This is a genomic window from Pseudomonas moraviensis subsp. stanleyae (assembly GCF_036283065.1).
Classification (GTDB): domain Bacteria; phylum Pseudomonadota; class Gammaproteobacteria; order Pseudomonadales; family Pseudomonadaceae; genus Aquipseudomonas; species Aquipseudomonas stanleyae.
Window position 1 is genome coordinate 408,122 of the sequence record NZ_JAADJI010000005.1, and the last position, 23,872, is coordinate 431,993.

The window sequence follows — 23,872 nt, forward strand, 5'->3', positions numbered from 1 at the left end:
GAATTAGAAATGAAAGCTTTATTGGTTCTGGCCCTCAGCAGTCTGTGCGCAACCGCCATGGCAAACGAGGGTCCGACTGATGTCGCACAGCAACAACCGGTTATCGAGGAATACACTTACTCCACACACCTGGACATCGCCAAAGTTGTATCCATGAGCGAAATTCCAAATGTCTGCGAAGTAGTACCGGCGAAGATGGAATACGACGACTCCAAAGGCCAACGCCACATCCTGCGCTACAGCATCATGGGCAACGGCTGCACGAACTGAATCAGACTGCACCGAATCGGATCGCTCAACGCCACATTGAGGGTCGATTCCAGCCCGGCTTCGGTCGGGCTCAGTTGTGTCTGGAGACGCTCAGAAGGGTTGCAAAACACAAGATATAGTGAAAAACGCGCTTTTCTGGCTATTTTTTAAACAGAAAACCACCTGCCAAAAATTTAACGAAAAAAAATCTGCCGGCCTCGACTCCGCGCAAAGCCCTGTAATCCCTCGGTCGGACCGAAATCCACCCCCTCCTCGGCCTCGCCATGAGCCGATTCGCCGCACCACGCCGGTAAAAATTTCCCTATAATGCCGCCCCATACGGGTCAGCAATATTCCCTTACAGGGAGCAAAAGCCATTCTGAAGCCCCGCAACAGTGCCAGACGCTGATTGCGCCCATCAGAGGCTCTCGGAACCCGTCAAAATTTCTGTTTATTTGCCTGCGTGCAGCGCTGCAAAAAACGACATCCAACGCGGCTTTGGCCGTGTGAAAAACCAACCCTTCAGGTTTCACACGGGCACAAGCCCTCACGCAGGAGACGACACGTCATGCTGAGCTGGGACGAATTCGATAAAGAAGACAGTGAAGTCGCAACCGTGAAAGGCGCCAACGCCGGCCACGCAAGCGAAGCCAACATGGACCGCCTCGACAACGCCGGCGGCGCCGCGGCGCTCGAAGCCCGCGCCGTGACCGCCGACGACTCGGCCGCCGTGGCCCGCGCCAAGGCTGCACTGAACTCCCTCGACGTCGCCGAAGGCCTCGCCGAACTCGAAGGCGCCTCCGCCCGTGTCGCCGTTGACGAAAAGCGCATGATCAACTGCCGCGCCGACCTCAACCAGCTCGTACCATTCAAGTACGACTGGGCCTGGCAGAAGTATCTGGACGGTTGCGCAAACCACTGGATGCCGCAAGAAGTCAACATGACCGCCGACATCGCCCTCTGGAAAAACCCGGAAGGCCTGACCGACGACGAGCGCCGCATCGTCATGCGCAACCTCGGCTTCTTCTCCACCGCCGACTCCCTGGTTGCCAACAACCTGGTCCTGGCCGTGTACCGCCTGATCACCAACCCGGAATGCCGCCAGTACATCCTGCGCCAGGCTTTCGAAGAAGCGATCCACACCCACGCCTACCAGTACTGCATCGAATCGCTGGCCATGGATGAAGGCGAAATCTTCAACATGTACCACGAGATCCCATCGGTCGCGAAAAAAGCAGCCTGGGGCCTGAAGTACACCCGCTCGATCTCCGATCCGAAGTTCGAAACCGGCACCCCGGAAACCGACAAAGAGTTGCTGCGCAACCTGATCGCCTACTACTGCGTTCTGGAAGGCATCTTCTTCTACTGCGGCTTCACCCAGATCCTCTCCATGGGCCGCCGCAACAAAATGACCGGCGTCGCCGAGCAGTTCCAGTACATCCTGCGCGACGAATCCATGCACCTGAACTTCGGCATCGACGTGATCAACCAGATCAAAATCGAAAACCCACATTTGTGGGATGCCGAGATGAAAGAAGAAGCGACCCAGATGATTCTGCAGGGCACGCAGCTGGAGATCGAATACGCACGAGATACCATGCCTCGCGGGGTGTTGGGTATGAATGCGGCGATGATGGAGGACTACCTAAAGTTCATCGCTAACCGTCGTTTGTCGCAGATTGGTTTGAAGGAGGAGTATCCAGGGACTACGAATCCGTTCCCTTGGATGAGCGAGATTATGGACTTGAAGAAAGAGAAGAATTTCTTTGAGACGAGAGTGATTGAGTACCAGACTGGTGGTGCTCTGAGCTGGGACTAATAGTCTCGCTTGGTGAGATTTGACGACTACTGCCTGATTCGCCAAGTCGAGAAAGCAAAAAGCCCCGATCTGATCGGGGCTTTTTTATGGGCGATCGGTAATCATATTTACGCCTACGTCACAGCGCTCAATCTCCTACAGCACTTACAGTCGCTTCCCATTGAAGCCTGCTGCGAGCACTACTAAGCTCTATCGCAGGTGCCTAAGAAACGCCCAACGTAGAAAGCTTGGTCAGTGACACAGACGTGTAATTCGTCGGTGGCAACGGCTCTGCTCGTTGGGGTTTCTTAAGTCCGCTCTACGTTGGGATCAGGCCCTCCCAAAATCCAAAACGTAGAGGTCATAGATATGTCTGATCCATGCTCGGTAACCGTCTTCTCTCGCCACAATCTTTCTCTGCATGCTCTTCTATTAGAGAACCAGCCTTGGTTCTCCGCCCGCGATGTCGGCCGTTTGATGGGTTTCCATCTGAATGATCGGGTGGTCAACAAGCTACATAACGATCAACGCCGCGTCATGCGGATCGAGTACTTTCGAGAACCAGAACAGCATCTGATGCTCAGTGAATCTGGGGTGTATGCGCTGTTGGTGTATCACTACATTCCGGGGAATCGGTTGTTGCGTGAGTGGTTGACCAACGAGGTCGTGCCAACCTTGCGTGACGCTGCGGATTCGCAAGATTTGAATCGGCCAATGTTGAGCTTGTTGGATTGGCCGGAGATGTCGTTGAGTTTGCTGCATTGGCAGGATGAGGGCTGGATTCGGCTTCGGGATATGCCTTATCTATTAAATGAACCGACCAAACGAGAGATGAAAGCAGCCAAGCCATGGTGGCAAAGACTACTACTGTCTAAACAGTCAATCAGCTGACGAGACCGCATATTGAAAGATCAGATGCACAGCCTCATCTGTAGGATTTTTCCTGGACACCTATGATGGCCAATACGTATCGTTCGAGGAATTTCAAGCCTCGGACGATTTATGGATACTGTGATTGGCATCAACGCTTGGAGCGAAGAGGAGATTGAGGCAACGGTAGAAGCCTACTTTCAGATGCTTTTAAGCGAAAAAAGTGGCCAACCTATGAATAAGGCGCATGTAAATCGTGTACTGCGTGAAGGCCCTCTATCCGGCCGGACGAAGGGCTCAATCGAGTTCCGCATGCAAAATATTTCTACTGTATTTGAGCAGTTAGGCATACAACGAATCTCGGGCTATAAACCCTCGAACAATATCGGCGCCAATGTAAGCAACAGCATTCGCAACGCTGTCGTGCGATTAACTGAATTTGACATATCTAAATTAGGCCCAGAGTGGCTCGAAAGGCAAAAGAGCTCTTTTCTGTTCAATTATTTAACGACACATTCGTCAGAAGCCATTCGAACAACCAAAGAACTTAGCGCCGAAGCATCCGACCTTGATTCCTATGCGGAAAACCAATCCGAAACGCTCGCTAACCGGTCAAAACTAGAAGAGGAAATAGTTAGCGTCATCGAGCGAGGCGGAAAACTTACTGAGCTCTCTTTCGAAGCTCATCGATATCTGACTGTATTCCTTAGTTTTTTCTGGGAAAAATTACAGAAATTTCTTAATATCGTTGCATTGATAGCACTAATCACCACTTACCAAAACAATATAGACGCTTCAAAAACCTCTGAAGAAATACGCTCATCCGTTCGGGCACTCTCAAAAGGCCAAAGAGCTTTCCTCCAAGGTCAGAGTATTGTAACCGGCCATGAAGTAATCCTTAGAAAAGAACCCAACAAAAACTCAGCCGAACTGACCCGTTTAGAGAAGGGGGTTTGGATAGAAAATTTAGAAGGCGATACATCAGACTGGATCCATGTCAGAGCAGAAGTTAACGATGAACATATCGATGGTTGGATATATAGAAGCTATTTAGTAAAAATTTAAATTATCAGACTCACAGTGCTCACGCTAATGCCTATCGCAACGGTGCTCGCCCTCATCCTAGGAGGACGCGAATGAAAAATCCTCCAGCGGCGTAGGAAATTTCGTGGACATCAGTGATGGCCACTCAGTATCGTCCGAGGGTTTTCAACCCTCGGCGATTGTATGGACACGGAAAAAAGTAACAGCGATTGGAGTGAGGTCGAGATTCAGGCGGCAGTCGATGCCTATCTCAAGATGCTGGCACGCGAGCAGAGCGGTCAGAAATTCGTCAAGACTGAGGAAAATCGCATTTTGCGTGAAGGCCCATTAGCCGGTCGGACTAAGGGTTCTGTTGAGTTTCGGATGCAGAACATATCTACCGTGCTGGTCGAAATGGGTAGAACGCGCATTGAAGGCTACAAACCGGCCAAGAATGTTGGCGCGAATGTAGCGCGCAGCATTCGTATGGCGCTTGATGCTTCCACTGTTCTGACACTTGAAGATTCCGATCCAACGGCGGACGAAGCATTGCTTGAGCAACGCGCGGCTAAATTTGAACGAAAGCAATTTGATTACGTCCCTAAGGGGATAAAAACACCGATCCAAACGACTTCCACTAGAAAGGTTTACTTTCGCGATCCTGAATTGAGGGGCTGGGTTCGTCAGCAAGCCGATGGAAAGTGCGAAGGTTGTGGCAAAGCAGCGCCATTTGAAAAGGATGGGAAACCGTTTTTAGAAGTGCATCACGTCAAGCACCTGTCGCAAAAGGGTTCGGACCTTGACACGAATGTTGTGGCGTTGTGTCCCAACTGTCACCAACGTTGCCACCATTCGGACGACAGATCGGAATTCACTGCTTGGCTTTATGACAACGTTGGAAGACTCGAAAAGGAATAATTGCAGTTTGTCTGGCTAACCTCATTGCTGGATTTGGGGCAGCTTCGCTGCCCATCGGGGATAAATCCCCTCACCACAATTCAATGTGTCGCTGCTGGGTGGGTGTCTGGATTCGAGATTAGGTTGATGCCACCAACCACCAGCAGCCTGGCTCCCACAGATTCCACATCATCCTGAAAACAATCAGTGCAACCCGCGCCGCCTCCCGCTATTAATACCCCTCCCCTACTCAAGGATCCGAGCCCCACCATGAAATTCGATCTCGCCTACTGCCTCAGCCTCGACGACAAGTTGTCGATCTATGACGTTCGCGATCTCAATTTCGATGAGACGGTGGCGTTTGACTCTGCGAAAGAGCACTTCCAGTGCCCCAACGATGCCTGTCGTTCGGCATTCGAGGCTTCGAATGAATTGGGTACGTTCAATGCCAAGAATGTGAATTACGTGCGCACGCCGCACTTCAAGAATCTGCCCACGACGCAGCATGTGGCGGGTTGTCCGTATGTGAGTTTGAAGGCGTCGGCATCTGGTGTTGAGACGGCGGATGGTGAGGTGGATGATGGGCGTGAGGAACACTTCCCATCAGAGTTGTTGCTGACGCGGCGCGAATATGTGCGCAAGCCTGTCGCGCCGGCGGTGGCGGCGGATGTGTTGCGGGATGATCCGGTGCGGGCGGCGGCGGACGCTGGTAAAGAGTCGGCGAGTCGTGAGTCGGCGCCGGACAAGACCAGTGTGTTTGCGCATCCGGTGGAGTGTTTTGTTTCCAACTACGCCGACAAGGACTTGCTCAAGCGCATGCCTTTGAAGGTCGGCGAGCATACGGCGCCGTACAGTTCGTTCTTCAAGAAGATCGAGTATCTGACGGACAACAAGGGGCTGATTTACTGGGGGCGGATCAAGAAGATCGAGGACTTCCACAGTGCCAGTTTTCGTATCGATTTCGAGGACAAGGTCTGGTTCAAGAAGCCCGAGGACAGCAAGAAGAAGCCGTATCCGGTCAGTGTTTATCTGAACAAGAAGCTGATCGACAACTACCGCAAGCGCAAGGCGTTTCTGGAGGAGATCAAGCACGCGGTGGATAGCGACAAGGCGTTGTTCTGTTTCTTCTATGGGGTGACGCCGGAGTTGAAGCAGGTGCCCGGCAAGAAGAACCCCGAAAAGCCTTTCGAGGTCTTCAATGCCAATATCGAGAACCTGGATCACTTCATTATTCGTGAAGCGCCGGGGTTGGAGTGAGAGTCAGCTTTCGGGCAGTAGCAGTTTCACGGCACCCGGATGCTGCTTGAGCAGACCATAGGGTAGAACGCCCCATTCGACGTATCCGCAAACTGCCATGACATGCGGATAGGACGGAAAAAAGGTGACGCCTTTTTCTCCAAACTGCCACGTAGGAAATTGCCAGGGTTCTGGCTCGTCATAGCCGCAATCATTTTCGCCCTCAGCGACAACGGTCATTTCGGTAGGGTAACGCTTCGACAATTGTTCGACGAGCCAAGGGGCGAGTTCTTTGGCGCGGTAATTGGAGTTTTCCTCCGAAGATGCGTCTGGTAATTCTTCACGATGCAGCGGCTCGCCCTGGCCCACCCACAGCACATCTTCAAGGCTCAACAGTTGCCCAGTCCGCGTATCGAAGTTCAGCGATTCATTATTTTGATCAGGATACGCACCGCCGCAATAATACTCGGTGGAAACTCGCACGCTCATGACTGAAGAGGACATCCACAGCGGCTGCGCGGATTGCGCGTAACTCCCCGAACAACCGTAATACTGCGACACTTCGCTCCATAACCGCGCCCTCAAATATTGATTGATGCGTTCCTGCGCTGCCGGGGCGTAACCCGATACCACTTCAAACAGCGAAGCCCCCGACTTCGGCTCGCGCCACCATTGCAGGGTGTAGCCCATGAAGGTTTCGGTCGTGCCTTTCTTCAACAGCAAACCCTCAAGCCGCAGGTATTCGTAGGGCTGTGTGTCGTGCAGTTGCGCCAGATAGGGCGCGGCATCTGCAGGAACATCAGGAAGCCTGGCGGGTTGTAAGTCCACTTTTAGCGTTTTTCCGGAAGGAGCCTTCCACTCGCCGCTCCAACCGCTGAGTGTGGGCAGCAAGCGCAAGGTCGGGCGCGAGTCACCGTCCATTGCAGCGCCTTCCAGCATCACCAACGCGTCGCCCTCTTTACTAGTTTCCAGCGCAAGGTCGGTTCGGTATTTTCGGTAAAAGTAACGTCCTTCGTTGTAGCGCGCATCGAGCTCAACAACAATCGCGGCTTTACCCAAGGTGCCGGTAAAGACTTGCCTACTGTCTTCGGCCCAGATGCGCGGTGAGAGACATAAACCTACAAGTGCTAAAGCCAGGTTGATGCGCAACAGTCCAAGATGCATCGTTCCATCCTTGAATGAGCGGGCCATTGCCCGTAAAAAAGCGTCGCAAATGGTGACGGGCCAGACTCAATTCTTCGAATTCTGCCTCTCATAGTCTTCCATAAAAGCCTTGCGCTCCATCTCCGCTATTTCCCTCGCGACTTGATGCCGACGCTCTTTCGCAGCATGCAGCTGGACATCATCGAGGAAGCAATAATGGCGCAGCCAGTGAAGCGTCATTTCCTCGTCCGGGAAGTAGTAGGACTTGGCTCCCTTGCTGTTTCTTGGCGTGTCGTTCATTTGTTCGTCGAAAACCATCGCCGTGACTTCATTGGGTGGCAAGCACCCTGTTCCAGCGACCTTGTTGCGGAAACACCAGGCAATTTCATCAATGTGTTTTGCGCGCTGCGATGGCCGCGCCGATAGAATCGCTGGTGCTCACAAGTCTGTTGCATCCGCGCCAACATCACCTCGGGGTCTAGCCATTGTCCGAGGCCATGGTTTTGGGCATTGATCATCAGGCCATTCACCCAACGCTCGGTGAAGCGCAAAACGAACTCGTGATCGTCGGCTTTTTTCGCATCAGCCAGGATCACGCAATAGCGGGTTTTGATGTGCAGGACCAACAACACATGTTTGCGCTGCACAGTGATCGCATGAACCAACCACTGTTCGTCCGCGCCGTTCAGCTCATCATCCTCAATAACTGATGACCGCGGTTTGGTGTCCACCGGCGTGATCGTTTTGCCTTTATGAACACGGCTGAAGAACTTACTGGCGGCTTCGGTGCAATTGAAGATCAACATCGTGGTTCTCTGCTGAAGACTGGCGGGCAACGCTCTGCCGCCAATTCTGATTTCTTTCGCCTGCGTCAATCAACGATTCATTTGAGCGAAATGCTCAGCAGCACCACGATCAGCAAACCAATATAGATCCACGCATGCAGCCGATCCGGTATCCGCCCAATCCACCGCGCAGCCAATCTGATCCCCACCAACGAACCAACCGTCAGCAGCGCAAACGCCAGCACATCGACATATCCGACATACCAGACACCCAAGTCAGACTCAGTGAAACCGGCCAGCGCCATGTACGTAAACGTCCCGGCCAATGCTACCGGCACGCTGAGCGGATTGGCCATGGAGGTCGCTTGCGACATGCTCAGCCCGCAACGGCGCAGCAGCGGCACGGTCATGACGCTTCCTCCTACGCCGAGGAAGGTCGCGATGGCGCCGATGCCTACACCGCCGGCGGATGTTTCCGTCGAGGTCAGTCGCCGTGGGATCGTGGTTTGAGACTGTGTGAGAAATCCGCGGCGCAGCAGGCAATCGACGATGGTCACGCCCAGGGAGGCGATGAAGGCGTAGCGGATCACTTCGCCGCTGACCCACATCGCAGCAATTGCCCCGACGACCGCGCCCAGGCCGATAAACCCGCCCAATGGCCAAAGGTAGTCCCGAATGAGATTGCCCGCGCGCTGGTGTTTGCGTGTGGCGATCAGGGCGTTGACGATCATTACGCAGGTCGAGGTAGCCACGGCGATGTGCATGGCCGATTGCGCGATGGGGTCGTCGGCTGCGTAGCTGGCGGTGAGCATGCGATAAAGCAGCGGCACAATGACGAAGCCGCCGCCGAAACCGAAGAGCACGGCGCTGATGCCGGTGAGGCAGCCGAACAGTGTAAGCAGGAGGTAGAACATGGTGAGCGTCCTGGATTGGCAAGCCCACTACATTAGTGCGGCAGGCATTGGCCGGCTTCAGTAGTTCAGCCAATAATGTTCGCGTTTACGCCAATCGCCGGAACCACGCCTGATGCGCAATATTTCGATCAATCAGCTTGATGACACGCCTCGCACGGTCGTGGCCATCGGTACCGATTATTCCCACGGCCACCTACTCCCATTTCATACGCATCGACGTGGGCAATTGCTTTACGGCGCCACCGGTGTGATGCAGGTCAGCACTCAGAACGGTAACTGGGTGGTGCCGCCGCAGCGCGCGGTGTGGATTCCGCCGGGTGTGGCCCACGAGGTTTTGATGCTCGGGGTGAGCACGCGCAGCCTCTATATCGAACCGGGCAAAGTGGATCTGGGGCCGGACTGCCAGGTGCTCAGTGTGTCGCCGCTGCTGCGGCATTTGCTGATGGAAGCGGTGGACGTGCCACGGTTGTACGATCAGGCCGGACGCGACGGTGTACTGATCAACTTGCTGTTGCACGAACTGACACGTAGCGCGCCCCTTCCCCTACACATTCCCATGCCCGCCGAAGGAAAGCTCCTCAGTCTGTGTCAGACCTTTCTGAACATGCCCAATTCCCATCAATCCCCGCAGCATTGGGCAGACCAGTTACACATAAGCTTGCGTACCTTTAACAGATTGTTTCGGCAGCAGACCGGGCTCAGCTTTCGTCAGTGGCGGCAGCAAGCCTGCGTGGTGCAGGCACTGGCACGGTTGGCGGCAGGGGAAACGGTGACGCGGATTGCTATGGATTTCGGCTACGAGAGCCCGGCGGCGTTTTCGACGATGTTTAGGCGTGTGCTCGGACAGGCACCGTCCGTCTGGTTGGAGCCGGGGAACTAGGCAAATTCGAAAATTGCGTTTGATCCCGGCCGAAAACAACTGTACAAAAACACAGTACATTTTCAATCAGCACTTTTGAGCCCGGAGCACACCATGGCCTCTCTTGCGATGAACCACGTCCTCGAACGCATTGCCCTTTTCCAGTTCACCCCGACCCACTGCGTCCAGGCCCGCGCCATGCTGGGCTGGAGCGTTGAACAACTGTCGCGCGAGGCCGAAGTGGCGGTGGCAGATATTCAGCGGTTCGAAGCGCAGCAGGACGTGGCGGATGCCGCGAGGCTGGCACTGGCTTATCGGTTTGAGGCGCAGGGGTTGGTGTTCTTCCCGGGGTTTGCACCGGGGCGCAGTGTCAGGGCGCAGGGTATGGCGGGGGAATCGGTGGGGCGTGGGGATTTTGCGATGGCTGAATAAGCTGGCGAGGGGGATGCCCCTCACCAACTGAGCAATTCATGCGTTCTCTAACACCGCTTCCCCCTCCTCCTCCACCGCCATCCACCAAGCGCTCCCCCGTTCTGGTTGCGCAATGTTGAACGCTTCGCCCATTCGCGGTGTGGTAATCGCAATACTGCGTTCCCATGCGAGGGCGAGGATGCGATCGAAGGGTTCGTGCCAGGCGTGCATGGCCAGGTCGAAGGTGCCGTTGTGGATCGGGAAGAGCCAGCGGCCTTTGAGGTCGATGTGGGCTTGCAGAGTTTCTTCCGGTTGCATGTGCACGTGGGGCCATTCGACGTTGTAGGCACCGGTTTCCATCAGGGTCAGATCGAACGGGCCGTATTGTTCGCCGATGCGTTTGAATCCGTCGAAGTAACCGCTGTCGCCGCTGAAAAAGATGCGTGTGTCGCCATCGATCATCACCCATGACGCCCACAGCGTGCTGTTGCCGTCGAACAGGCCACGGCCGGAAAAGTGCTGCGACGGTGTGGCGATGAAGCGGATGCCGGCGATTTCGGTGCCCTGCCACCAGTCGTACTGGCGCACCTTGCTGGCGTCGATGCCCCATTTGATCAGGGTGTCGCCCACGCCCAGCGGGGTCAGGAAGTACGTGGTTTTGGCGGCGAGTTTGCGTACCGCTTCGTAGTCGAGATGGTCGTAATGGTTGTGCGAGAGGATCACTGCTTCAATCGGCGGTAGCTCGTCGATGCTGATCGGTGGCTGGTGGAAGCGCTTCGGGCCCGCCCATTGCACGGGCGAGGCGCGCTCGGCGAAGACCGGGTCGGTGATCCAGAACTTGTCGCGCATCTTCAGCAACAGTGTCGAGTGCCCCAAGCGGTAAACGCTGTGGTTGGGCGCTGCGAGCAGATCTTCGCGCGTCAGCGGCTGCACGGGAATGGCGGCGGTCGGACGGGTGTTGCGCGGTTTGTGGAAAATCATGTTCCACATGATCCGCAGCATTTTGCGCAGGCCTTCGCGTTGTACCGGCGCGTGATTGCGAAACAGCCCTTGATCCTGTCGAGAGGCTTCAGGCGTGGGAGTGTTATCCGGGAGAGAGACTGGATTGACCATGACTGAACGACTCCGAAAAACCGTGTGCTTGCACGGCATTCCACGGGAAATGAAAATGGCCAAGCTGCACGCAAAGGCCAAACGCTCTGGTTTGTAAGTCGCGAGGATTAACTCAACATTACACCGAGCGGTGTAGTTTCTAGGTTGCATCAAAGCCGACGCCAAGTAAACTGCTGAGTGTAATTTCCTCCCTTCTCTGCCGAAGCCCGCTCATGACCGCTCCACAACGCCTCACCGACCGCAAACGCGAAGCCATCATCCAGGCAGCTATCGCCGAATTCCGTGCCCATGGGTTCGAAATCACCAGCATGGACAAGATCGCCGCCACCGCTGGCGTGTCGAAGCGTACGGTGTACAACCACTTCCCCAGCAAGGAAGAGCTGTTCGCCGAAATCCTCAATCAGCTGTGGGCGCGCATCATTGCCGAGCCATCGGTGAGCTATAACCGCGATCGGCCGCTGGAAGACCAGCTCAGGCAGATACTGACGGAGAAGGTGCAGATGATGGCCGACGAGAACTTTCTCACCCTCGCCCGGGTGGCGATTGCCGCAACCATTCATTCCCCCGAGCGGGCGCAGAACATGATCGAGCGCATGGGCGAGCGTGAAGAAGGCCTAACCGTCTGGATACGCGCGGCGCAAGCCGATGGGCGGCTCAAACCGGTGGATCCAGAGTTTGCCGCGCATCAAGTGCAAGGCTTGCTCAAGGCGTTTGCATTCTGGCCGCAGATCTCGCTCGGACGCGCAGCCCTTGATCCAGACGCGCAGGACTCGGTTGCCGAGTCGGCGCTGGAGATGTTCCTGGCGCGATATCAACGCTGACTTACTTTGTAGCCGAGGCAGGTCGCGAAACGTGTACAACTAACTTAGCAAAAAGTTATACAAACGCGGCAAAAATTCCTTCCTTGTACAACTTTATGAAGTTTTGTATAAGTAGCCATCTGCCAGTAACGGAACGCTGGCATTGAGCAGTCACCGCCGAAATGTCGCCTGTTGCATTTCGGTCTGCCGGCGCAGGAATAGGGACTGAATCCTTTTGATTTTCCCCACTCCCGAGTATCGCAAGCATGTTTTTCAATCGCCACAAAGCCGCCCTCGAAGAACTGCAACACAGCCTTTTTGACCAAGCTGCAATGCTCGAAGCGATCAACCGCTCGATGGCGGTGATCGAGTTCGATCTTGATGGCGTGGTGTTGCGTGTCAATGACAATTTCCTCAAGACCATGGGTTACACGGCTGCCCAGGCAATCGGCCAGCCGCACCGGCATTTCTGCACGCCTGAATTCGGTCGCAGTGCCCAGTACACAGAGTTGTGGTCGCGCCTGAAAAACGGCCAGTTCCAGTCCGGCACCTTTGAGCGGGTCAACAGCCAAGGCCAGCCGATCTGGCTCGAGGCCAGTTACAACCCGATCAAGGATGCGTCGGGGCGAGTGATCAAAGTGGTCAAGTACGCGATGGATGTCACCGCCAAGGTGCAGCAGGAGAACGAGGCCAACGCCAAGCTCCAGGCGATCGATCGCGCGATGGCGGTGATCGAGTTCGATCTCGACGGCAACATTCTTACCGCCAACCAGAATTTTCTTACGCGTATGGGTTACAACCTCGCCGAGCTCAAGGGCCAGCATCACCGTTTGTTCTGCACCCCGGCGCTGGTCAACAGCGGCGCCTATCAGGATTTCTGGCGGCGTCTGAATCAGGGCGAGTTCTTCCACGGTCAGTTCGAGCGCTTGGATAAACGCGGCCAGACCGTGTGGCTCGAGGCCAACTACAACCCGGTCTACGACGCCTCGGGGCGCTTGTACAAAGTGGTCAAGTTCGCGTCTGACGTTACCGCCCGTGTCGAGCAACACGAGCAGGACGCGCGCAGTGCCAGCACCGCTTATCACATCTCGGTGGCAACGCGAAAAGTCGCCGAGCAAGGTACGCAGGTGATTCAACAGGCTGCCAGCGAAATGCGCGAAATCGCCGAAGACATCAGCCAGTCTTCAACCCTGATCGCGCAACTGGGCGACCGCTCCGAGCAAATCACCGCCATCGTCAACACCATCCGCGCGATCGCCGATCAGACCAACCTGCTCGCCCTCAACGCCGCCATCGAAGCCGCGCGCGCCGGTGAACAGGGCCGCGGTTTTGCCGTAGTGGCCGATGAAGTGCGGCAACTGGCGGCGCGCACCAGCGGCTCCACCGCCGAAATCTCGAACATGATCAGTCTGATCCAGAGCGAGACGCGACAAGCGATCAAGAGCATGCAAGGCACCCGCGATCGTGCAGCCGAAGGCGTGGAATTGGCCAATCAGGCTGGCACGGTGATTTTGCAGATTCGCGATGGCGCCAGTGAAGCGGTGGATGCGGTGAGCATGTTTGCCAATGAACGGGTGCCGGGGTGATTGGGCTGGCCCGCAGTCGTAGTTGAAATCAAGACAGTGATTGGCGATGGCGCGCCATCTATAGTGGGTGCCATCCATAAACAAGCGCAGGGACAATCCCATGGAAAATCGCGCCATCCGCATCGCCCTGATTGGCGACTACGATCCGCAAGTCACCGCCCACCAAGCGATCCCGGTTGCACTCGGCCTGGTCGCCGAACACCTGCAACGGACCGTGCAGTTCGAGTGGCTGGCCACTGAAGAAATCGGCACCGAGACGGTGCTGAACCAATTCGATGGGTTCTGGTGTGTACCCGCCAGCCCTTACAAAAGTGAAGAAGGTGCGCTACGCGCGATCCGCTATGCCCGCGAACAAGGCCGACCTTTTCTCGGCACCTGCGGGGGTTTTCAACATGCGGTTCTGGAATATTCGCGCAATGTGCTGGGGTGGAACGATGCCGAGCACGGGGAGACCTCTCCGGAATCCGAACGTGCTGTGCTCACGCCCTTGACGTGTTCGTTGGTCGAGGCAGTGGACAGCATTCACCTCTTGCCCGCTTCGTTAATCGCCAAGGCGTACGAAAAGTCTGAAATTGAAGAAGGCTATCGCTGCCGTTATGGAGTGAATCCGCTGTTCGAGCGGCAATTGTTGAGCGACCGGCTACAAGCGGTCGGCCATGATTCGGCGGGGGATCTGCGCGCTGTGGAATTGAAAAGCCACCCGTTCTTCGTTGCCACGCTGTTCCAGCCGGAACGCGCCGCACTAAAAGGAAAAATGCCACCGCTGGTTCGCGCATTTATCGAAGCCTGCGGATTGCGGGATTGAGCGTTATGCACTCGGCCATTGAGGTTGGCGGCGCCCCCAACGCCGCCTTCGCGAGCAGGCTCGCTCCCACATTGGATTTGTGGCGTTCACAAGATCCCTGTGGGAGCGAGCCTGCTCGCGAAGAGGCCCGCAACCACACTACAAAACCTCAACCGCGCACCAGACTCCGCACCGCAACAATCTCTGGCACCTCGACCTTGCTCATGTAAACCCGCAACGGCTCGGTGATGTTGATGCGCTCGTCGATGTGTTGATCGAGCAGCAACTTAATCAGTTCGCGCTTGAGCGTCATGGTGGTGTCCGACAGCGGTGCCCAGACGAATTCACTGGCTGCAATGATGCCGTCGTCGGCCACGTCCATGCCGAACGAATCTTCGCTGAAGCGCACGAGGTATTGACCGGTCTTGCGGTTGAGGCCGACGAAGCCTTTGAGATCGCCGGCGGCCTGGCAGATGAGTTGGGAGGTGATGCGCATGGTAAACCTCACGAAAGATGATCGATGGTTTACACGCAGGGCAATGGAGCGGCGCGCCCTCTACCGGGGCGTCTGCCGAGGGCAAGCGTACTGCAAACAGCGCCACAAAAGTGCAGGAAATTTCCGTTTTGCACGCTTTATGTCGGTCTGGCGATAGCCCTGCGGCGCTTCAGTTGTTAAAAGGTACGTCTTGAAAAAAACCTGCGAAAGGAACTCGACCATGCCTGCTACTTTTACCCGAAGCGCCCTGGTGCTGAGTCTGTTGTTCGGCCTCGGTCAGGCGCACGCCGACAGCCACCCTGAGCCCAAGGCAATCGCTGCCGCCCATGGCATTCCGCATCCGGCGGTGATCGCCCACCGTGGCGCGTCGTTCGATGCCCCGGAATCTACCGCAGCGGCCTACAAACTGGCCCGTGACCTCGGCGCCGATTACCTGGAAATGGATTTGCAGCGCAGCAAGGACGGCGTGCTCTTCGCCCTGCACGACGACAACCTGCAACGCACCACCGACGTGGCGAGCAAATTCCCCGAGCGCAAGGACAGCCCGGCCACCGCGTTCACCATGGCCGAGCTGAAAACCCTCGACGCCGGCAGTTGGTTCAACACCAAATACCCGGATCGCGCGCGCCCTTCCTACGCCGGGCTGAAAATTCTCACCCTCGATGAAATCATCGACATCGCCCGCGCCAACCCGCAGCACAAGCCGGGCCTGTACATCGAGACCAAAGAGCCGCAGCTGTTTCCCGGCATCGAACATGACCTCAAGGAAAAACTTCAGGATCGCGGCTGGTTGAGCCCGGCGGGATCGAAACTGGCGAAAAGTGCGCTGGGCGTCGGTCAGGGCAAAGGCAAGGTGATCCTGCAGACGTTCGACAAATCCAGCCTCGAACTGCTTGAGAAAGAAATGCCGCAAGTGCCGAAGATTCTGCTGTTGTGGGTCGGCGAAGGCAGCATAGAGCCGAAATCCGCCGTGACGTTTGCTGCGTCCGGTGAGAAAGACAAAAACGTGTTCTACGGCAAGCAGGAGCCCAAATCCGAAGCTGAATTCAAGCAATGGGTCGATTACGCCAAGGCCCAGGGCGCGATCGGCACTGGCCCTTCGGCGAAGCTGACTCATGGTGGTGACCAGAGCTATTCCGATCTGGTGCAACCGTGGATGAATCAGTACACCCACGATCAAGGCATGCTGGTGCATGTTTATACCGTCGACGAGCCGGTGGACTACGAGAAAGTGATGGCGGCCGGGGTTGATGGCATCTTTACCAACCGCGCCAGTGAACTGTTGAAGTTTTACAAGCGTCCGGCGGCTGGCAGTGTTGATGAAGTTTTGAAGAAGAACGGTTTCTGAGCCGTTATCGAGTTGCCTGCTTCGCGAGCAGGCTCGCTCCCACAAAGAGCAGTTTTATCGCGAGGCAGAGATTTAAGGGTGAATTAAGTTGCGCTGGTTAATCTGAACCCACTTACACAGATCAACCACTTCAACGCACTGCCAAGGAATGAACCGATGAAAACTTTGACTGCCCTGTTTACCGCCGCTGCCCTGACCCTCACCGCTGGCCTGGCTCAGGCTGACGTGCGCATCGACCAGATCCCGCAACTGGTCAAGGACGGCAAGATCAAATCGCTGGAGTCGATGAACGAAGCAGCCCTGAAACTGCACCCGGGCGCAACGATTACCGACACCGACCTGGATAACCACTTCAACGGTTACGAGTACGAAGTTGAACTTAAAACTGCTGACGGCAAAGAGTTCGACGTGGACTTTGATGCCACCACCGGTAAAGTGCTGAGCGACAAGCAAGATACTTGATAGACCGCTGTTAAAGAGCCGCACGATTTAAGATCGTGCGGTTTTTTTATGATTTGCGTTTGGCTTTGTTGATGAGTTGTCAGTGAAAACTTTACCCCCTCACCCCAGCCCTCTCCCCCAAGGGGGCGAGGGGGAAAGGGAGCAGATCGGGGAAATTTCGGAGCCTGAGTTCGCCTCAAAATTCAAAAGCCATCACAAAGGACTATTAGCCTGAGTTCACCTCGACATCTCAGGTCGGCGTATCTCCGCGGTGAATTCACCCCTCACCCCTGCCCTCATCCCAAGGAGAGGGAGCTGATTTGTAAGCACTTCGAGCTTGTGTTCGACTCGGTACTGCAGGTCGGCGTACCTCGAACAATCAACACGGTCAGTCCCCTCTCCCTCTGGGAGAGGGTTAGGGTGAGGGGGAAGAGCCATCACACCGAATTGCTGACGAACCGGTATCCAGCCAAATCAGGCACTCAACCGCGCCGTCACTTCGTTCAACTGCCCCGACAACCCATGCAGATTCTGACTGGCACTTTCGGTGCGCTGTACGTTGTCCAGGTTGGTACTGGCAATCGCGGTGATTTCAGTCAGGTTGCGCGAGATATCTTCGGCCACCGACGTCTGCTCCTCTGCCGCCGTGGCGATCTGGCGGTTCATGTCGCGAATCGCCTCCACGGCCAGGGTGATGCGCTCCAGCATCGCGCCAGCCTGAGTCACTTGCTCGACACTTTCATCACTACGCGCCTGGCCGCTTTCGATGGCCTGCGCCGCATCGACAGCGCCGGTCTGCACGTTCTGAATGATCTGGTTGATCTCGATGATCGACTCCGCCGTGCGCTGGGCGAGGTTGCGTACTTCGTCGGCTACTACCGCAAAACCGCGCCCGGCCTCACCGGCCCGTGCCGCTTCGATGGCCGCGTTGAGCGCCAGCAGGTTGGTCTGTTCGGCAATGCCACGAATCACTTCCAGCACCTTGCCGATACGACCGCTGTCGGTTTCCAGACGACGGATCACCGTGGCCGTATTGGCGATCTCACCGCGCATTTGCGTGATCGAGTGAATGGTGCTCTGCATGACCTTTTCGCCCTGCTGCGCCGACTGATCGGCATCGTCGGCAGCACGTGCGGCATCGGCAGCGTGACGGGCGACTTCCTGGGCGGTGGCGGACATTTCGTTCATCGCCGTGGCCACCTGATCGGTGCGATTGAATTGCTCGCTGGTGCCGCCGGCCATGGTCGTGGCAATGGCGTTGAGCTCGCCGCTGGCGCTGTCCAGATTGCTCGCGCTGCGCTGCAACCGGGTGAAGGTGTCGGCAAGAAAATCGCGCAGGGTGTTCGCGGCGGCGGCGAGGTTGCCCAGCTCATCGCGACGCGCGCTGACCACGCGCTCGGCCAACTGGCCACGGCTCAAACGAGTGACGTAATCGATGAGGTTGCGGATCGGCTCGATCAGATTGCGGCTGACCAGCCACAGGCTCAGCAGCCCGATCAGCAAGCCTGACCCGAGCATCACCAACAGGCCCAGCCACACAGTGCGATCGGCGCTGGCACTGATCATCGCCGATTGCTCGTTGCCCTGCCTGCGCAACTCGGCGACCAGTTCGCTCATCTGCTCGCTCGTGGCGCGGTCGACGCCTTTGACCGCAGCGTCGCCGGCGCTCGGATCACCACCGGTGGCGACGTAGGCATCGCGACCTTTCTGATAGGCAGCACCCAACTGGCGATGCTCTTCGCGCAAACGTTCGATGCGTGATTTGAGACTGGCCTCGATACCTTTCTGGCCGGCCAGTTCGCCGAGTATGGTCTGCACGTCGCGCTGACGCTCTTCGAACTGGCTCCAGTATTTCGCCAGATCCGCCGGTTGCTTGCCGCGCAGCAAGACGTTTTTCCACTCCTGCACCTGAACCTTGAATTGCAGGTTGGCTTCATCGATCAGTTGCGAAGTGTGCAAGGGGCCGGCGATCAACTGGCTGTAGCTTTGCACGCCGTTGGAGAGGAAATGAAAGCAGGCCAGGGCGATCAACAGCATCGCCAGCAGACTGCCGCTCAGCAGGGCGAGAATTTGCGCTCTCAGGGATTTTTGCAGCATTGCAAGGTACTCGAAGCAGGGATGAGGCACGCCCGAGCGGGCGTGAAAAATGGCCGGACTTCCCTGTCGTCGCACCATGGCAAGAAGCCAATGGCGCGCAAGCTAACTCACCTGAGATCGGCGCGCCAGAGCGCTGCTTGAGATTCTTCCGACAGCCGGTAACACATTGATTTGACGTCATTTCACTGTCACAAAACGGTCATGTGAGCTTGCGATCATGCCGCTCAGGTGAACCTGAAAATCCTGCCCCCAGACACCCTCCTCGCAGCGAGCCGTCATGAATCACAGCCTCGATATCAGCCATCGCGACCCGGACCTGTTTGGCTTGCTCTACGGCTTTCGCTTTCTGCCCGGCGAGCGCGGTCGGGAGATCGATTCGGCGACGGCGTTGCGCTGTTTGCAGGACGACGGCGACAGTGGCGAATTCCTCTGGCTGCACCTGAACCTGGCCCATGCCGCGTGCGAGCGCTGGATGAAAAACCATCTGCAACTGCCCGATGAGTTTTTCGAGGCGTTGCACGAAGGCTCGCGTTCGACGCGCATCGAGCATGTCGACTCGGCGCTGCTGGCAGTGGTCAACGATGTGGTGTTCAACCTCAGCAGCATGGTCTCCTCGGACGTGTCGACGCTGTGGGTTTGCGTACGCAGCAAATTGATCGTCAGCGCACGCCTGCAACCGCTGCACTCGGTGGACAAACTGCGCTCCTCAGTGAAGGCCGGCGAATGCTTTCGTTCCCCCTCGGAATTGCTCGTGCACCTGCTGCGCGATCAGGGCGAAGTGCTGACACAGATCGTGCGCAAGACCAGCCTGAGCGTCGATCTGGTCGAGGACCAATTGCTTTCCTCGCGCCTGTCGACCAACCGCGCTGAACTCGGTGCCAATCGCCGCGTGCTGGTGCGTCTGCAACGCCTGCTGGCACTGGAGCCGGGCTCTCTGCTGCGCCTGCTCAACCGCCCGCCGCCGTGGTTGCAGAAGGAGGACGTCAAGGAGTTGCGCAAATCCACCGAGGAGTTTGCGCTGATCATCAACGACCTCACCGCCCTTGGTGAACGGATCAAATTGCTGCAGGAAGAAATCGCCGCCAACCTCAACGAACAGAGCAACCGCACGCTGTTTACCCTGACCGTGGTGACGGTGCTGGCCCTGCCGATCAACATCATTGCCGGTTTTTTCGGCATGAATGTGGGGGGTGTGCCGCTGTCGGAGGATCCCCATGGATTTTGGGTACTGGTTGCGCTGGTGGCGACGTTCACAGTGATCGCCGGGCGCTGGGCGTTTCGCAAGCGTGGGGATTACTAAAATCAAAAGATCGCAGCCTTCGGCAGCTCCTACATTTGCAATGTGTTCCGCTGTAGGAGCTGCCGAAGGCTGCGATCTTTTGGCATTTTCCCTCTGATCAATAGTCAGACCAATAAGCCAAACACTGACCTGACGCAGTCTCTCTGTAACATTCTGCAACGATCATGGGCGACATTCCTTCCCTCGCTCAGGATTGTCCGCCATGGCCACGCCCTCACTGACCGCCAGCCCTGCGTCCGCCGCCAGTGGCAGACCGGCGCTCGACAAGAAAACCGGTCCGTTCACCTATGTCATCTTTTTCGCCGTGCTCGCCATGGGCATGCTGTTTACCGCCTACAGCCTGATGCACGACATGCACGAACTCGGCACGGTCGTCACCACCTGGACGCCGTTTCTGCTGCTCGGCGTGGCGCTGCTGATTGCGCTGGGTTTCGAGTTCGTCAACGGTTTCCACGACACCGCCAACGCAGTGGCGACGGTGATCTACACGCACTCACTGCCGCCGAATGTCGCGGTGGTCTGGTCGGGGTTCTTCAATTTCCTCGGGGTGCTGCTGTCCAGCGGTGCGGTGGCGTTCGGCATCATCGCGCTGTTGCCGGTGGAGCTGATTCTGCAGGTCGGCTCGTCCGCCGGGTTTGCGATGATCTTCGCCCTGTTGATCGCGGCGATTCTGTGGAACCTCGGCACCTGGTGGCTGGGCTTGCCGGCCTCTTCTTCGCACACTCTTATCGGCTCGATCATCGGCGTCGGCGTCGCCAATGCCTTGATGCACGGCCGCGATGGCACCAGCGGCGTCGACTGGGCGCAGGCAACCAAAATCGGTTATGCCTTGCTGCTGTCGCCGCTGGTGGGTTTCGGTTGCGCGGCGCTGTTGCTGCTGGCGTTGCGCGCGTTCGTCAAGAACCGGGCGCTGTACAAGGCACCGGAAGGCAACACCCCGCCGCCGTGGTGGATTCGCGGTTTGCTCATCGCCACCTGCACTGGCGTGTCGTTCGCCCACGGCTCCAACGACGGCCAGAAAGGCATGGGCCTGATCATGCTGATTCTGGTCGGCACGCTGCCGATGGCCTATGCGTTAAACCGGACCATGCCGGAAGAACAATCGCTGCAATTCGCCGCCGTCGCCCAAGTCACTCAGCAAGCGCTGGTGAAAAGCGCACCAATGCCGGCACCTGCCGATCCGCGCCCGGTGCTCTCGGATTACGTGCGCAGCAAGGAACCTACGCCGCAACTGATTCCCGCCCTCGCCGCCCTGACCGGGCACATTGGTGAGGAAGTCAGAGGTTACGGTTCGCTGGCAAAAGTCCCGGCCGAAGCCATGGGCAACGTGCGCAACGACATGTACCTGGCCAGCGAAAGCATTCGCCTGATGGACAAGAACAAGGTGGGTAACTTCGATGCCGACACCAACAGCAAACTGCAGTTGTTCAAACAACAGATCGACAACGCCACGCGCTTCATTCCGCTATGGGTGAAGATCGCCGTGGCCATCGCGCTGGGGCTGGGCACCATGGTCGGCTGGAAGCGCATTGTCGTGACCGTCGGCGAGAAGATCGGCAAGACTCACCTGACCTACGCCCAGGGCGCCTCGGCAGAAACCGTGGCGATGCTGACAATCGGCGCGGCGGACATGTTCGGTTTGCCGGTATCGACAACCCATGTGTTGTCCTCGGGCGTGGCCGGGACCATGGTTGCCAATGGCGCCGGGTTGCAGATGACAACGATCCGTAATCTGTTGATGGCCTGGGTGTTGACGCTGCCTGCGGCGATTCTGTTGTCGGGCAGCCTGTACTGGCTGTTCACCCAAATCTTCTGACCCTATGCAAATCTCTGTGGGAGCGAGCCTGCTCGCGAAAGCGCTGGGTCAGACAACTCTGCGCCAACGCCCTCTTCGCGAGCAGGCTCGCTCCCACAGTTCGGTCGAAGGTGGTCAGTCAGAGCGTCGAGCGAACCACATCGCCGAGCCAATCCATAAACACCCGCACCCGCAGCGGCAAATGCCGTTGCCGCGCATACAACAAGGAAATCGCCATCGGCGGTGCGCTGTATTGCGCCAGCACGGTCACCAGTTCGCCGTTCTCCAGATGCGGTTGCATGCCGGTGCGCGGCACCTGGGTCAGGCCGAAACCGCCCAGGCACGCTGCTTCATAGGCATCGGTGCTGTTGACCGTGACACTGCCAGCCATCGCCACCCGCCGCACCTCACCGTCCTCCTCATAGACAAACCCTTCCGAACGCGAGCCCAGCACGCCGACGTAATGCACCAGCCGATGCTGTGTCAGATCTTCCAGGGTCTGCGGCACGCCGTAGCGTTGCAGATAAGCGGGGCTGGCGCAGTTGACCATCGGGAAGTCGCCCAAATGCCGGGCGACCACCGACTGATCCGGCTGCGCGCCGATGCGCAACACGCAGTCGAAACCTTCGCCAAGCAAGTCGACGCGGCGGTCGGTGCTGCTGATTTCCATCTGCAGATTCGGGTGGCGATCCATGAATTCCGGCAAGCGCGGCATGATCAACCGTCGCGCGAGGATGTTCGGCATGTCGACCCGGATGCGCCCGGTCAGCGAAGCCTCATCCTGACGAAACAGCCCTTCGATCTCGTCCATGTGCGAAAGCAGATCCTTGCTGCGTTCGTACAGCACCAGGCCGTCCTGGGTGGCCTGCACCTTACGCGTGGTGCGCTGCAACAGCCGCGTGCCGAGCAAGGCTTCCAGCGCCTGCACCTGCTCGGACACCGTGGAGCGCGGCAGGCCGAGGCTTTCACCGGCGAGGGTGAAACTCGACAGTTCGCTGACCCGAACGAAGGTACGCAGCAGTTCCAGTTTGTTCATGACAAGCCCCGGTGATTGTTCGGCTGAACCGATCAGTGATTCCGCTTCTGCCATGTTTATCAGCTCAGGGCGGATAAATACACTTCTTCCATCACCACCCAACGCAATCGAGGAAGTCCGCATGAATCGCAAAATCGCACTGATCACCGGCGCCAGTCGTGGTCTCGGCCGCAGCGCCGCCCTGCACCTCGCCGCGCAAGGCATCGACATCATCGGCACCTACAACAGCCGCGCCGACGAGGCGCAAACTCTGGTCAGCGAATTACAGGCACTCGGCGCGCACGCGGCGATGCTGCAACTGGACGTCGGCCGCAGCGAAAACTTCCCCGCGTTCGCCGGGCAGGTTGCGCAAACGCTGGAGCAAACCTTTCAGCGCCAGCGCTTTGATTTCCTCATCAACAATGCCGGGATCGGCGTGCATGCGCTGTTCAGCGAAACCACCCCGGAGCAATTCGATCTGCTGATGAACGTGCAGTTGAAAGGGCCGTTTTTCCTGACTCAGCAGTTGCTGCCGCTGATCAATGACGGTGGGCGCATCGTCAATATTTCCAGCGGCCTGACCCGCTTCAGCCTGCCGGGTTATGGCGCCTACGCGGCGATGAAAGGCGCGATGGAAGTGCTGACCCGTTATCAGGCCAAGGAGCTTGGCGCGCGGCAGATTGGTGTGAACATTCTGGCGCCGGGGGCGATTGAAACCGATTTTGGTGGCGGTACGGTGCGCGACAACAGCGCTGTCAACGCCATGGTCGCCAGTAACACCGCGCTGGGTCGCGTCGGGCAGCCGGATGATATTGGCGGGGCATTGGCGCTGCTGCTGTCGGAGGGTGGGCAGTGGATCAATGGCCAGCGGGTCGAGGCATCCGGCGGGATGTTCCTGTAGCGCTTGACCCG

24 protein-coding genes and 1 pseudogene are annotated in these 23,872 nt (G+C 57.3%); 16 read left to right on the forward strand and 9 right to left on the reverse strand.

What is annotated here, in order from left to right; genetic code table 11:
- The first annotated feature begins 9 nt into the window (after window positions 1–9).
- The 6 genes from GXB78_RS11590 to GXB78_RS11615 all read left to right on the forward strand — a co-directional run bounded on the left by GXB78_RS11590 (window position 10) and on the right by GXB78_RS11615 (window position 6,094).
- Complete coding sequence (locus tag GXB78_RS11590; protein ID WP_042607210.1) at window positions 10–270, forward strand: DUF2790 domain-containing protein; 261 nt, start codon at window positions 10–12, stop codon at window positions 268–270.
- Window positions 271–817: 547 nt separating this feature from the next.
- Window positions 818–2,068, forward strand: a complete 1,251-nt coding sequence (locus GXB78_RS11595; RefSeq protein ID WP_016773579.1) for a ribonucleotide-diphosphate reductase subunit beta — start codon at window positions 818–820, stop codon at window positions 2,066–2,068.
- A 348-nt stretch (window positions 2,069–2,416) separates the two neighbouring features.
- Entirely contained in the window at window positions 2,417–2,938 is a 522-nt protein-coding gene (locus GXB78_RS11600) for a BRO-N domain-containing protein (protein ID WP_329515473.1), read from the forward strand.
- Window positions 2,939–3,049: 111 nt separating this feature from the next.
- The gene (locus tag GXB78_RS11605; RefSeq protein ID WP_329515474.1) at window positions 3,050–3,982 is read left to right on the forward strand and encodes an SH3 domain-containing protein; all 933 of its coding nucleotides are present in this window, start codon (window positions 3,050–3,052) and stop codon (window positions 3,980–3,982) included.
- Between the two features lie 162 nt (window positions 3,983–4,144).
- On the forward strand, window positions 4,145–4,858 hold the full coding sequence (locus tag GXB78_RS11610; protein WP_329515475.1) for an HNH endonuclease: 714 nt from the start codon (window positions 4,145–4,147) through the stop codon (window positions 4,856–4,858).
- A gap of 249 nt (window positions 4,859–5,107) precedes the next feature.
- Complete coding sequence (locus GXB78_RS11615) at window positions 5,108–6,094, forward strand: hypothetical protein (RefSeq protein WP_329515476.1); 987 nt, start codon at window positions 5,108–5,110, stop codon at window positions 6,092–6,094.
- A 3-nt stretch (window positions 6,095–6,097) separates the two neighbouring features.
- Here the strand turns inward: GXB78_RS11615 and GXB78_RS11620 are convergent, their stop codons facing one another.
- The 4 genes from GXB78_RS11620 to GXB78_RS11630 form a co-directional block, all read right to left on the reverse strand.
- Window positions 6,098–7,237: a hypothetical protein gene (locus GXB78_RS11620; protein ID WP_329515477.1), complete on the reverse strand. Its 1,140-nt coding sequence runs from the start codon at window positions 7,235–7,237 to the stop codon at window positions 6,098–6,100.
- A 66-nt stretch (window positions 7,238–7,303) separates the two neighbouring features.
- Window positions 7,304–7,534, reverse strand: a complete 231-nt coding sequence (locus GXB78_RS28155) for a hypothetical protein (protein WP_408005124.1) — start codon at window positions 7,532–7,534, stop codon at window positions 7,304–7,306.
- A complete protein-coding gene (locus GXB78_RS28160) occupies window positions 7,513–8,091 on the reverse strand; it encodes a DUF6933 domain-containing protein (protein WP_408005125.1) in 579 nt (192 codons plus the stop codon). Before GXB78_RS28160 ends, GXB78_RS28155 begins: the two co-directional genes overlap by 22 nt.
- Before the next feature lie 8 nt (window positions 8,092–8,099).
- A complete protein-coding gene (locus GXB78_RS11630; protein WP_329515478.1) occupies window positions 8,100–8,915 on the reverse strand; it encodes a sulfite exporter TauE/SafE family protein in 816 nt (271 codons plus the stop codon).
- A 112-nt stretch (window positions 8,916–9,027) separates the two neighbouring features.
- Here GXB78_RS11630 and GXB78_RS11635 point away from each other — a divergent pair, with 112 nt between their 5' ends.
- On the forward strand, window positions 9,028–9,795 hold the full coding sequence (locus GXB78_RS11635; RefSeq protein ID WP_329515479.1) for an AraC family transcriptional regulator: 768 nt from the start codon (window positions 9,028–9,030) through the stop codon (window positions 9,793–9,795).
- A gap of 93 nt (window positions 9,796–9,888) precedes the next feature.
- Complete coding sequence (locus GXB78_RS11640; RefSeq protein WP_039758012.1) at window positions 9,889–10,206, forward strand: helix-turn-helix domain-containing protein; 318 nt, start codon at window positions 9,889–9,891, stop codon at window positions 10,204–10,206.
- 36 nt (window positions 10,207–10,242) lie between these two features.
- Here GXB78_RS11640 and GXB78_RS11645 read toward each other — a convergent pair whose 3' ends face one another.
- Window positions 10,243–11,298: an MBL fold metallo-hydrolase gene (locus tag GXB78_RS11645; protein ID WP_329515480.1), complete on the reverse strand. Its 1,056-nt coding sequence runs from the start codon at window positions 11,296–11,298 to the stop codon at window positions 10,243–10,245.
- 212 nt (window positions 11,299–11,510) lie between these two features.
- On the opposite strand from GXB78_RS11645, the gene GXB78_RS11650 reads away from it, so the two are divergent.
- The 3 genes from GXB78_RS11650 (at window position 11,511) to GXB78_RS11660 (ending at window position 14,489) form a co-directional block, all read left to right on the forward strand.
- Window positions 11,511–12,119 (forward strand): TetR/AcrR family transcriptional regulator, encoded by a 609-nt coding sequence (locus GXB78_RS11650; protein WP_329515481.1) that lies wholly within the window; start codon window positions 11,511–11,513, stop codon window positions 12,117–12,119.
- Window positions 12,120–12,364: 245 nt separating this feature from the next.
- Window positions 12,365–13,684 (forward strand): methyl-accepting chemotaxis protein, encoded by a 1,320-nt coding sequence (locus GXB78_RS11655; RefSeq protein WP_329515482.1) that lies wholly within the window; start codon window positions 12,365–12,367, stop codon window positions 13,682–13,684.
- Between the two features lie 100 nt (window positions 13,685–13,784).
- Window positions 13,785–14,489 carry a CTP synthase C-terminal region-related (seleno)protein gene (locus GXB78_RS11660; RefSeq protein WP_329515483.1) on the forward strand — a complete coding sequence of 235 codons (705 nt, stop codon included), beginning with the start codon at window positions 13,785–13,787 and terminating at the stop codon, window positions 14,487–14,489.
- A gap of 148 nt (window positions 14,490–14,637) precedes the next feature.
- On the opposite strand, the gene GXB78_RS11665 is transcribed toward GXB78_RS11660, so the two are convergent.
- Window positions 14,638–14,964, reverse strand: a complete 327-nt coding sequence (locus GXB78_RS11665) for a DUF2025 family protein (RefSeq protein ID WP_329515484.1) — start codon at window positions 14,962–14,964, stop codon at window positions 14,638–14,640.
- Between the two features lie 220 nt (window positions 14,965–15,184).
- On the opposite strand from GXB78_RS11665, the gene GXB78_RS11670 reads away from it, so the two are divergent.
- On the forward strand, window positions 15,185–16,312 hold the full coding sequence (locus tag GXB78_RS11670) for a glycerophosphodiester phosphodiesterase (RefSeq protein ID WP_253504623.1): 1,128 nt from the start codon (window positions 15,185–15,187) through the stop codon (window positions 16,310–16,312).
- Between the two features lie 156 nt (window positions 16,313–16,468).
- Entirely contained in the window at window positions 16,469–16,774 is a 306-nt protein-coding gene (locus GXB78_RS11675) for a PepSY domain-containing protein (protein ID WP_042607223.1), read from the forward strand.
- Between the two features lie 453 nt (window positions 16,775–17,227).
- Here the strand turns inward: GXB78_RS11675 and GXB78_RS28300 are convergent, their stop codons facing one another.
- Window positions 17,228–17,995: a methyl-accepting chemotaxis protein gene (locus GXB78_RS28300; protein WP_456239208.1), complete on the reverse strand. Its 768-nt coding sequence runs from the start codon at window positions 17,993–17,995 to the stop codon at window positions 17,228–17,230.
- 117 nt (window positions 17,996–18,112) lie between these two features.
- A pseudogene (locus tag GXB78_RS28305) lies at window positions 18,113–18,928 on the reverse strand (HAMP domain-containing protein); the annotation flags it as partial.
- Window positions 18,929–19,127: 199 nt separating this feature from the next.
- On the opposite strand from GXB78_RS28305, the gene GXB78_RS11685 reads away from it, so the two are divergent.
- Together GXB78_RS11685 and GXB78_RS11690 are read left to right on the forward strand one after the other, a co-directional pair.
- Window positions 19,128–20,150 carry a transporter gene (locus tag GXB78_RS11685; RefSeq protein ID WP_329515486.1) on the forward strand — a complete coding sequence of 341 codons (1,023 nt, stop codon included), beginning with the start codon at window positions 19,128–19,130 and terminating at the stop codon, window positions 20,148–20,150.
- A 202-nt stretch (window positions 20,151–20,352) separates the two neighbouring features.
- The gene (locus tag GXB78_RS11690) at window positions 20,353–21,966 is read left to right on the forward strand and encodes an inorganic phosphate transporter (protein WP_329515487.1); all 1,614 of its coding nucleotides are present in this window, start codon (window positions 20,353–20,355) and stop codon (window positions 21,964–21,966) included.
- A 118-nt stretch (window positions 21,967–22,084) separates the two neighbouring features.
- Here the strand turns inward: GXB78_RS11690 and GXB78_RS11695 are convergent, their stop codons facing one another.
- On the reverse strand, window positions 22,085–22,981 hold the full coding sequence (locus GXB78_RS11695; RefSeq protein WP_329515488.1) for a LysR family transcriptional regulator: 897 nt from the start codon (window positions 22,979–22,981) through the stop codon (window positions 22,085–22,087).
- Window positions 22,982–23,102: 121 nt separating this feature from the next.
- Between GXB78_RS11695 and GXB78_RS11700 the strand changes: the two genes are divergently transcribed.
- The gene (locus GXB78_RS11700) at window positions 23,103–23,861 is read left to right on the forward strand and encodes an SDR family NAD(P)-dependent oxidoreductase (protein ID WP_329515489.1); all 759 of its coding nucleotides are present in this window, start codon (window positions 23,103–23,105) and stop codon (window positions 23,859–23,861) included.
- Window positions 23,862–23,872: the final 11 nt, after the last annotated feature.

Excerpts from the sequence above, each read along its gene's own strand:
- GXB78_RS11650 (WP_329515481.1), top strand. The coding sequence starts at position 11,511 with ATGACCGCTCCACAACGCCTCACCGACCGCAAACGCGAAGCCATCATC.
- GXB78_RS11685 (WP_329515486.1), top strand. The coding sequence starts at position 19,128 with ATGAATCACAGCCTCGATATCAGCCATCGCGACCCGGACCTGTTTGGC.
- GXB78_RS11630 (WP_329515478.1), bottom strand. The coding sequence starts at position 8,915 with ATGTTCTACCTCCTGCTTACACTGTTCGGCTGCCTCACCGGCATCAGC.
- GXB78_RS11595 (WP_016773579.1), top strand. The coding sequence starts at position 818 with ATGCTGAGCTGGGACGAATTCGATAAAGAAGACAGTGAAGTCGCAACC.
- GXB78_RS28300 (WP_456239208.1), bottom strand. The coding sequence starts at position 17,995 with ATGGCCGGCGGCACCAGCGAGCAATTCAATCGCACCGATCAGGTGGCC.
- GXB78_RS11600 (WP_329515473.1), top strand. The coding sequence starts at position 2,417 with ATGTCTGATCCATGCTCGGTAACCGTCTTCTCTCGCCACAATCTTTCT.
- GXB78_RS11660 (WP_329515483.1), top strand. The coding sequence starts at position 13,785 with ATGGAAAATCGCGCCATCCGCATCGCCCTGATTGGCGACTACGATCCG.
- GXB78_RS11640 (WP_039758012.1), top strand. The coding sequence starts at position 9,889 with ATGGCCTCTCTTGCGATGAACCACGTCCTCGAACGCATTGCCCTTTTC.
- GXB78_RS11690 (WP_329515487.1), top strand. The coding sequence starts at position 20,353 with ATGGCCACGCCCTCACTGACCGCCAGCCCTGCGTCCGCCGCCAGTGGC.
- GXB78_RS11700 (WP_329515489.1), top strand. The coding sequence starts at position 23,103 with ATGAATCGCAAAATCGCACTGATCACCGGCGCCAGTCGTGGTCTCGGC.
- GXB78_RS11645 (WP_329515480.1), bottom strand. The coding sequence starts at position 11,298 with ATGGTCAATCCAGTCTCTCTCCCGGATAACACTCCCACGCCTGAAGCC.
- GXB78_RS11620 (WP_329515477.1), bottom strand. The coding sequence starts at position 7,237 with ATGCATCTTGGACTGTTGCGCATCAACCTGGCTTTAGCACTTGTAGGT.
- GXB78_RS11655 (WP_329515482.1), top strand. The coding sequence starts at position 12,365 with ATGTTTTTCAATCGCCACAAAGCCGCCCTCGAAGAACTGCAACACAGC.
- GXB78_RS11635 (WP_329515479.1), top strand. The coding sequence starts at position 9,028 with ATGCGCAATATTTCGATCAATCAGCTTGATGACACGCCTCGCACGGTC.
- GXB78_RS11590 (WP_042607210.1), top strand. The coding sequence starts at position 10 with ATGAAAGCTTTATTGGTTCTGGCCCTCAGCAGTCTGTGCGCAACCGCC.
- GXB78_RS11695 (WP_329515488.1), bottom strand. The coding sequence starts at position 22,981 with ATGAACAAACTGGAACTGCTGCGTACCTTCGTTCGGGTCAGCGAACTG.
- GXB78_RS11665 (WP_329515484.1), bottom strand. The coding sequence starts at position 14,964 with ATGCGCATCACCTCCCAACTCATCTGCCAGGCCGCCGGCGATCTCAAA.
- GXB78_RS11610 (WP_329515475.1), top strand. The coding sequence starts at position 4,145 with ATGGACACGGAAAAAAGTAACAGCGATTGGAGTGAGGTCGAGATTCAG.
- GXB78_RS11605 (WP_329515474.1), top strand. The coding sequence starts at position 3,050 with ATGGATACTGTGATTGGCATCAACGCTTGGAGCGAAGAGGAGATTGAG.
- GXB78_RS11615 (WP_329515476.1), top strand. The coding sequence starts at position 5,108 with ATGAAATTCGATCTCGCCTACTGCCTCAGCCTCGACGACAAGTTGTCG.
- GXB78_RS11675 (WP_042607223.1), top strand. The coding sequence starts at position 16,469 with ATGAAAACTTTGACTGCCCTGTTTACCGCCGCTGCCCTGACCCTCACC.
- GXB78_RS28155 (WP_408005124.1), bottom strand. The coding sequence starts at position 7,534 with ATGGTTTTCGACGAACAAATGAACGACACGCCAAGAAACAGCAAGGGA.
- GXB78_RS11670 (WP_253504623.1), top strand. The coding sequence starts at position 15,185 with ATGCCTGCTACTTTTACCCGAAGCGCCCTGGTGCTGAGTCTGTTGTTC.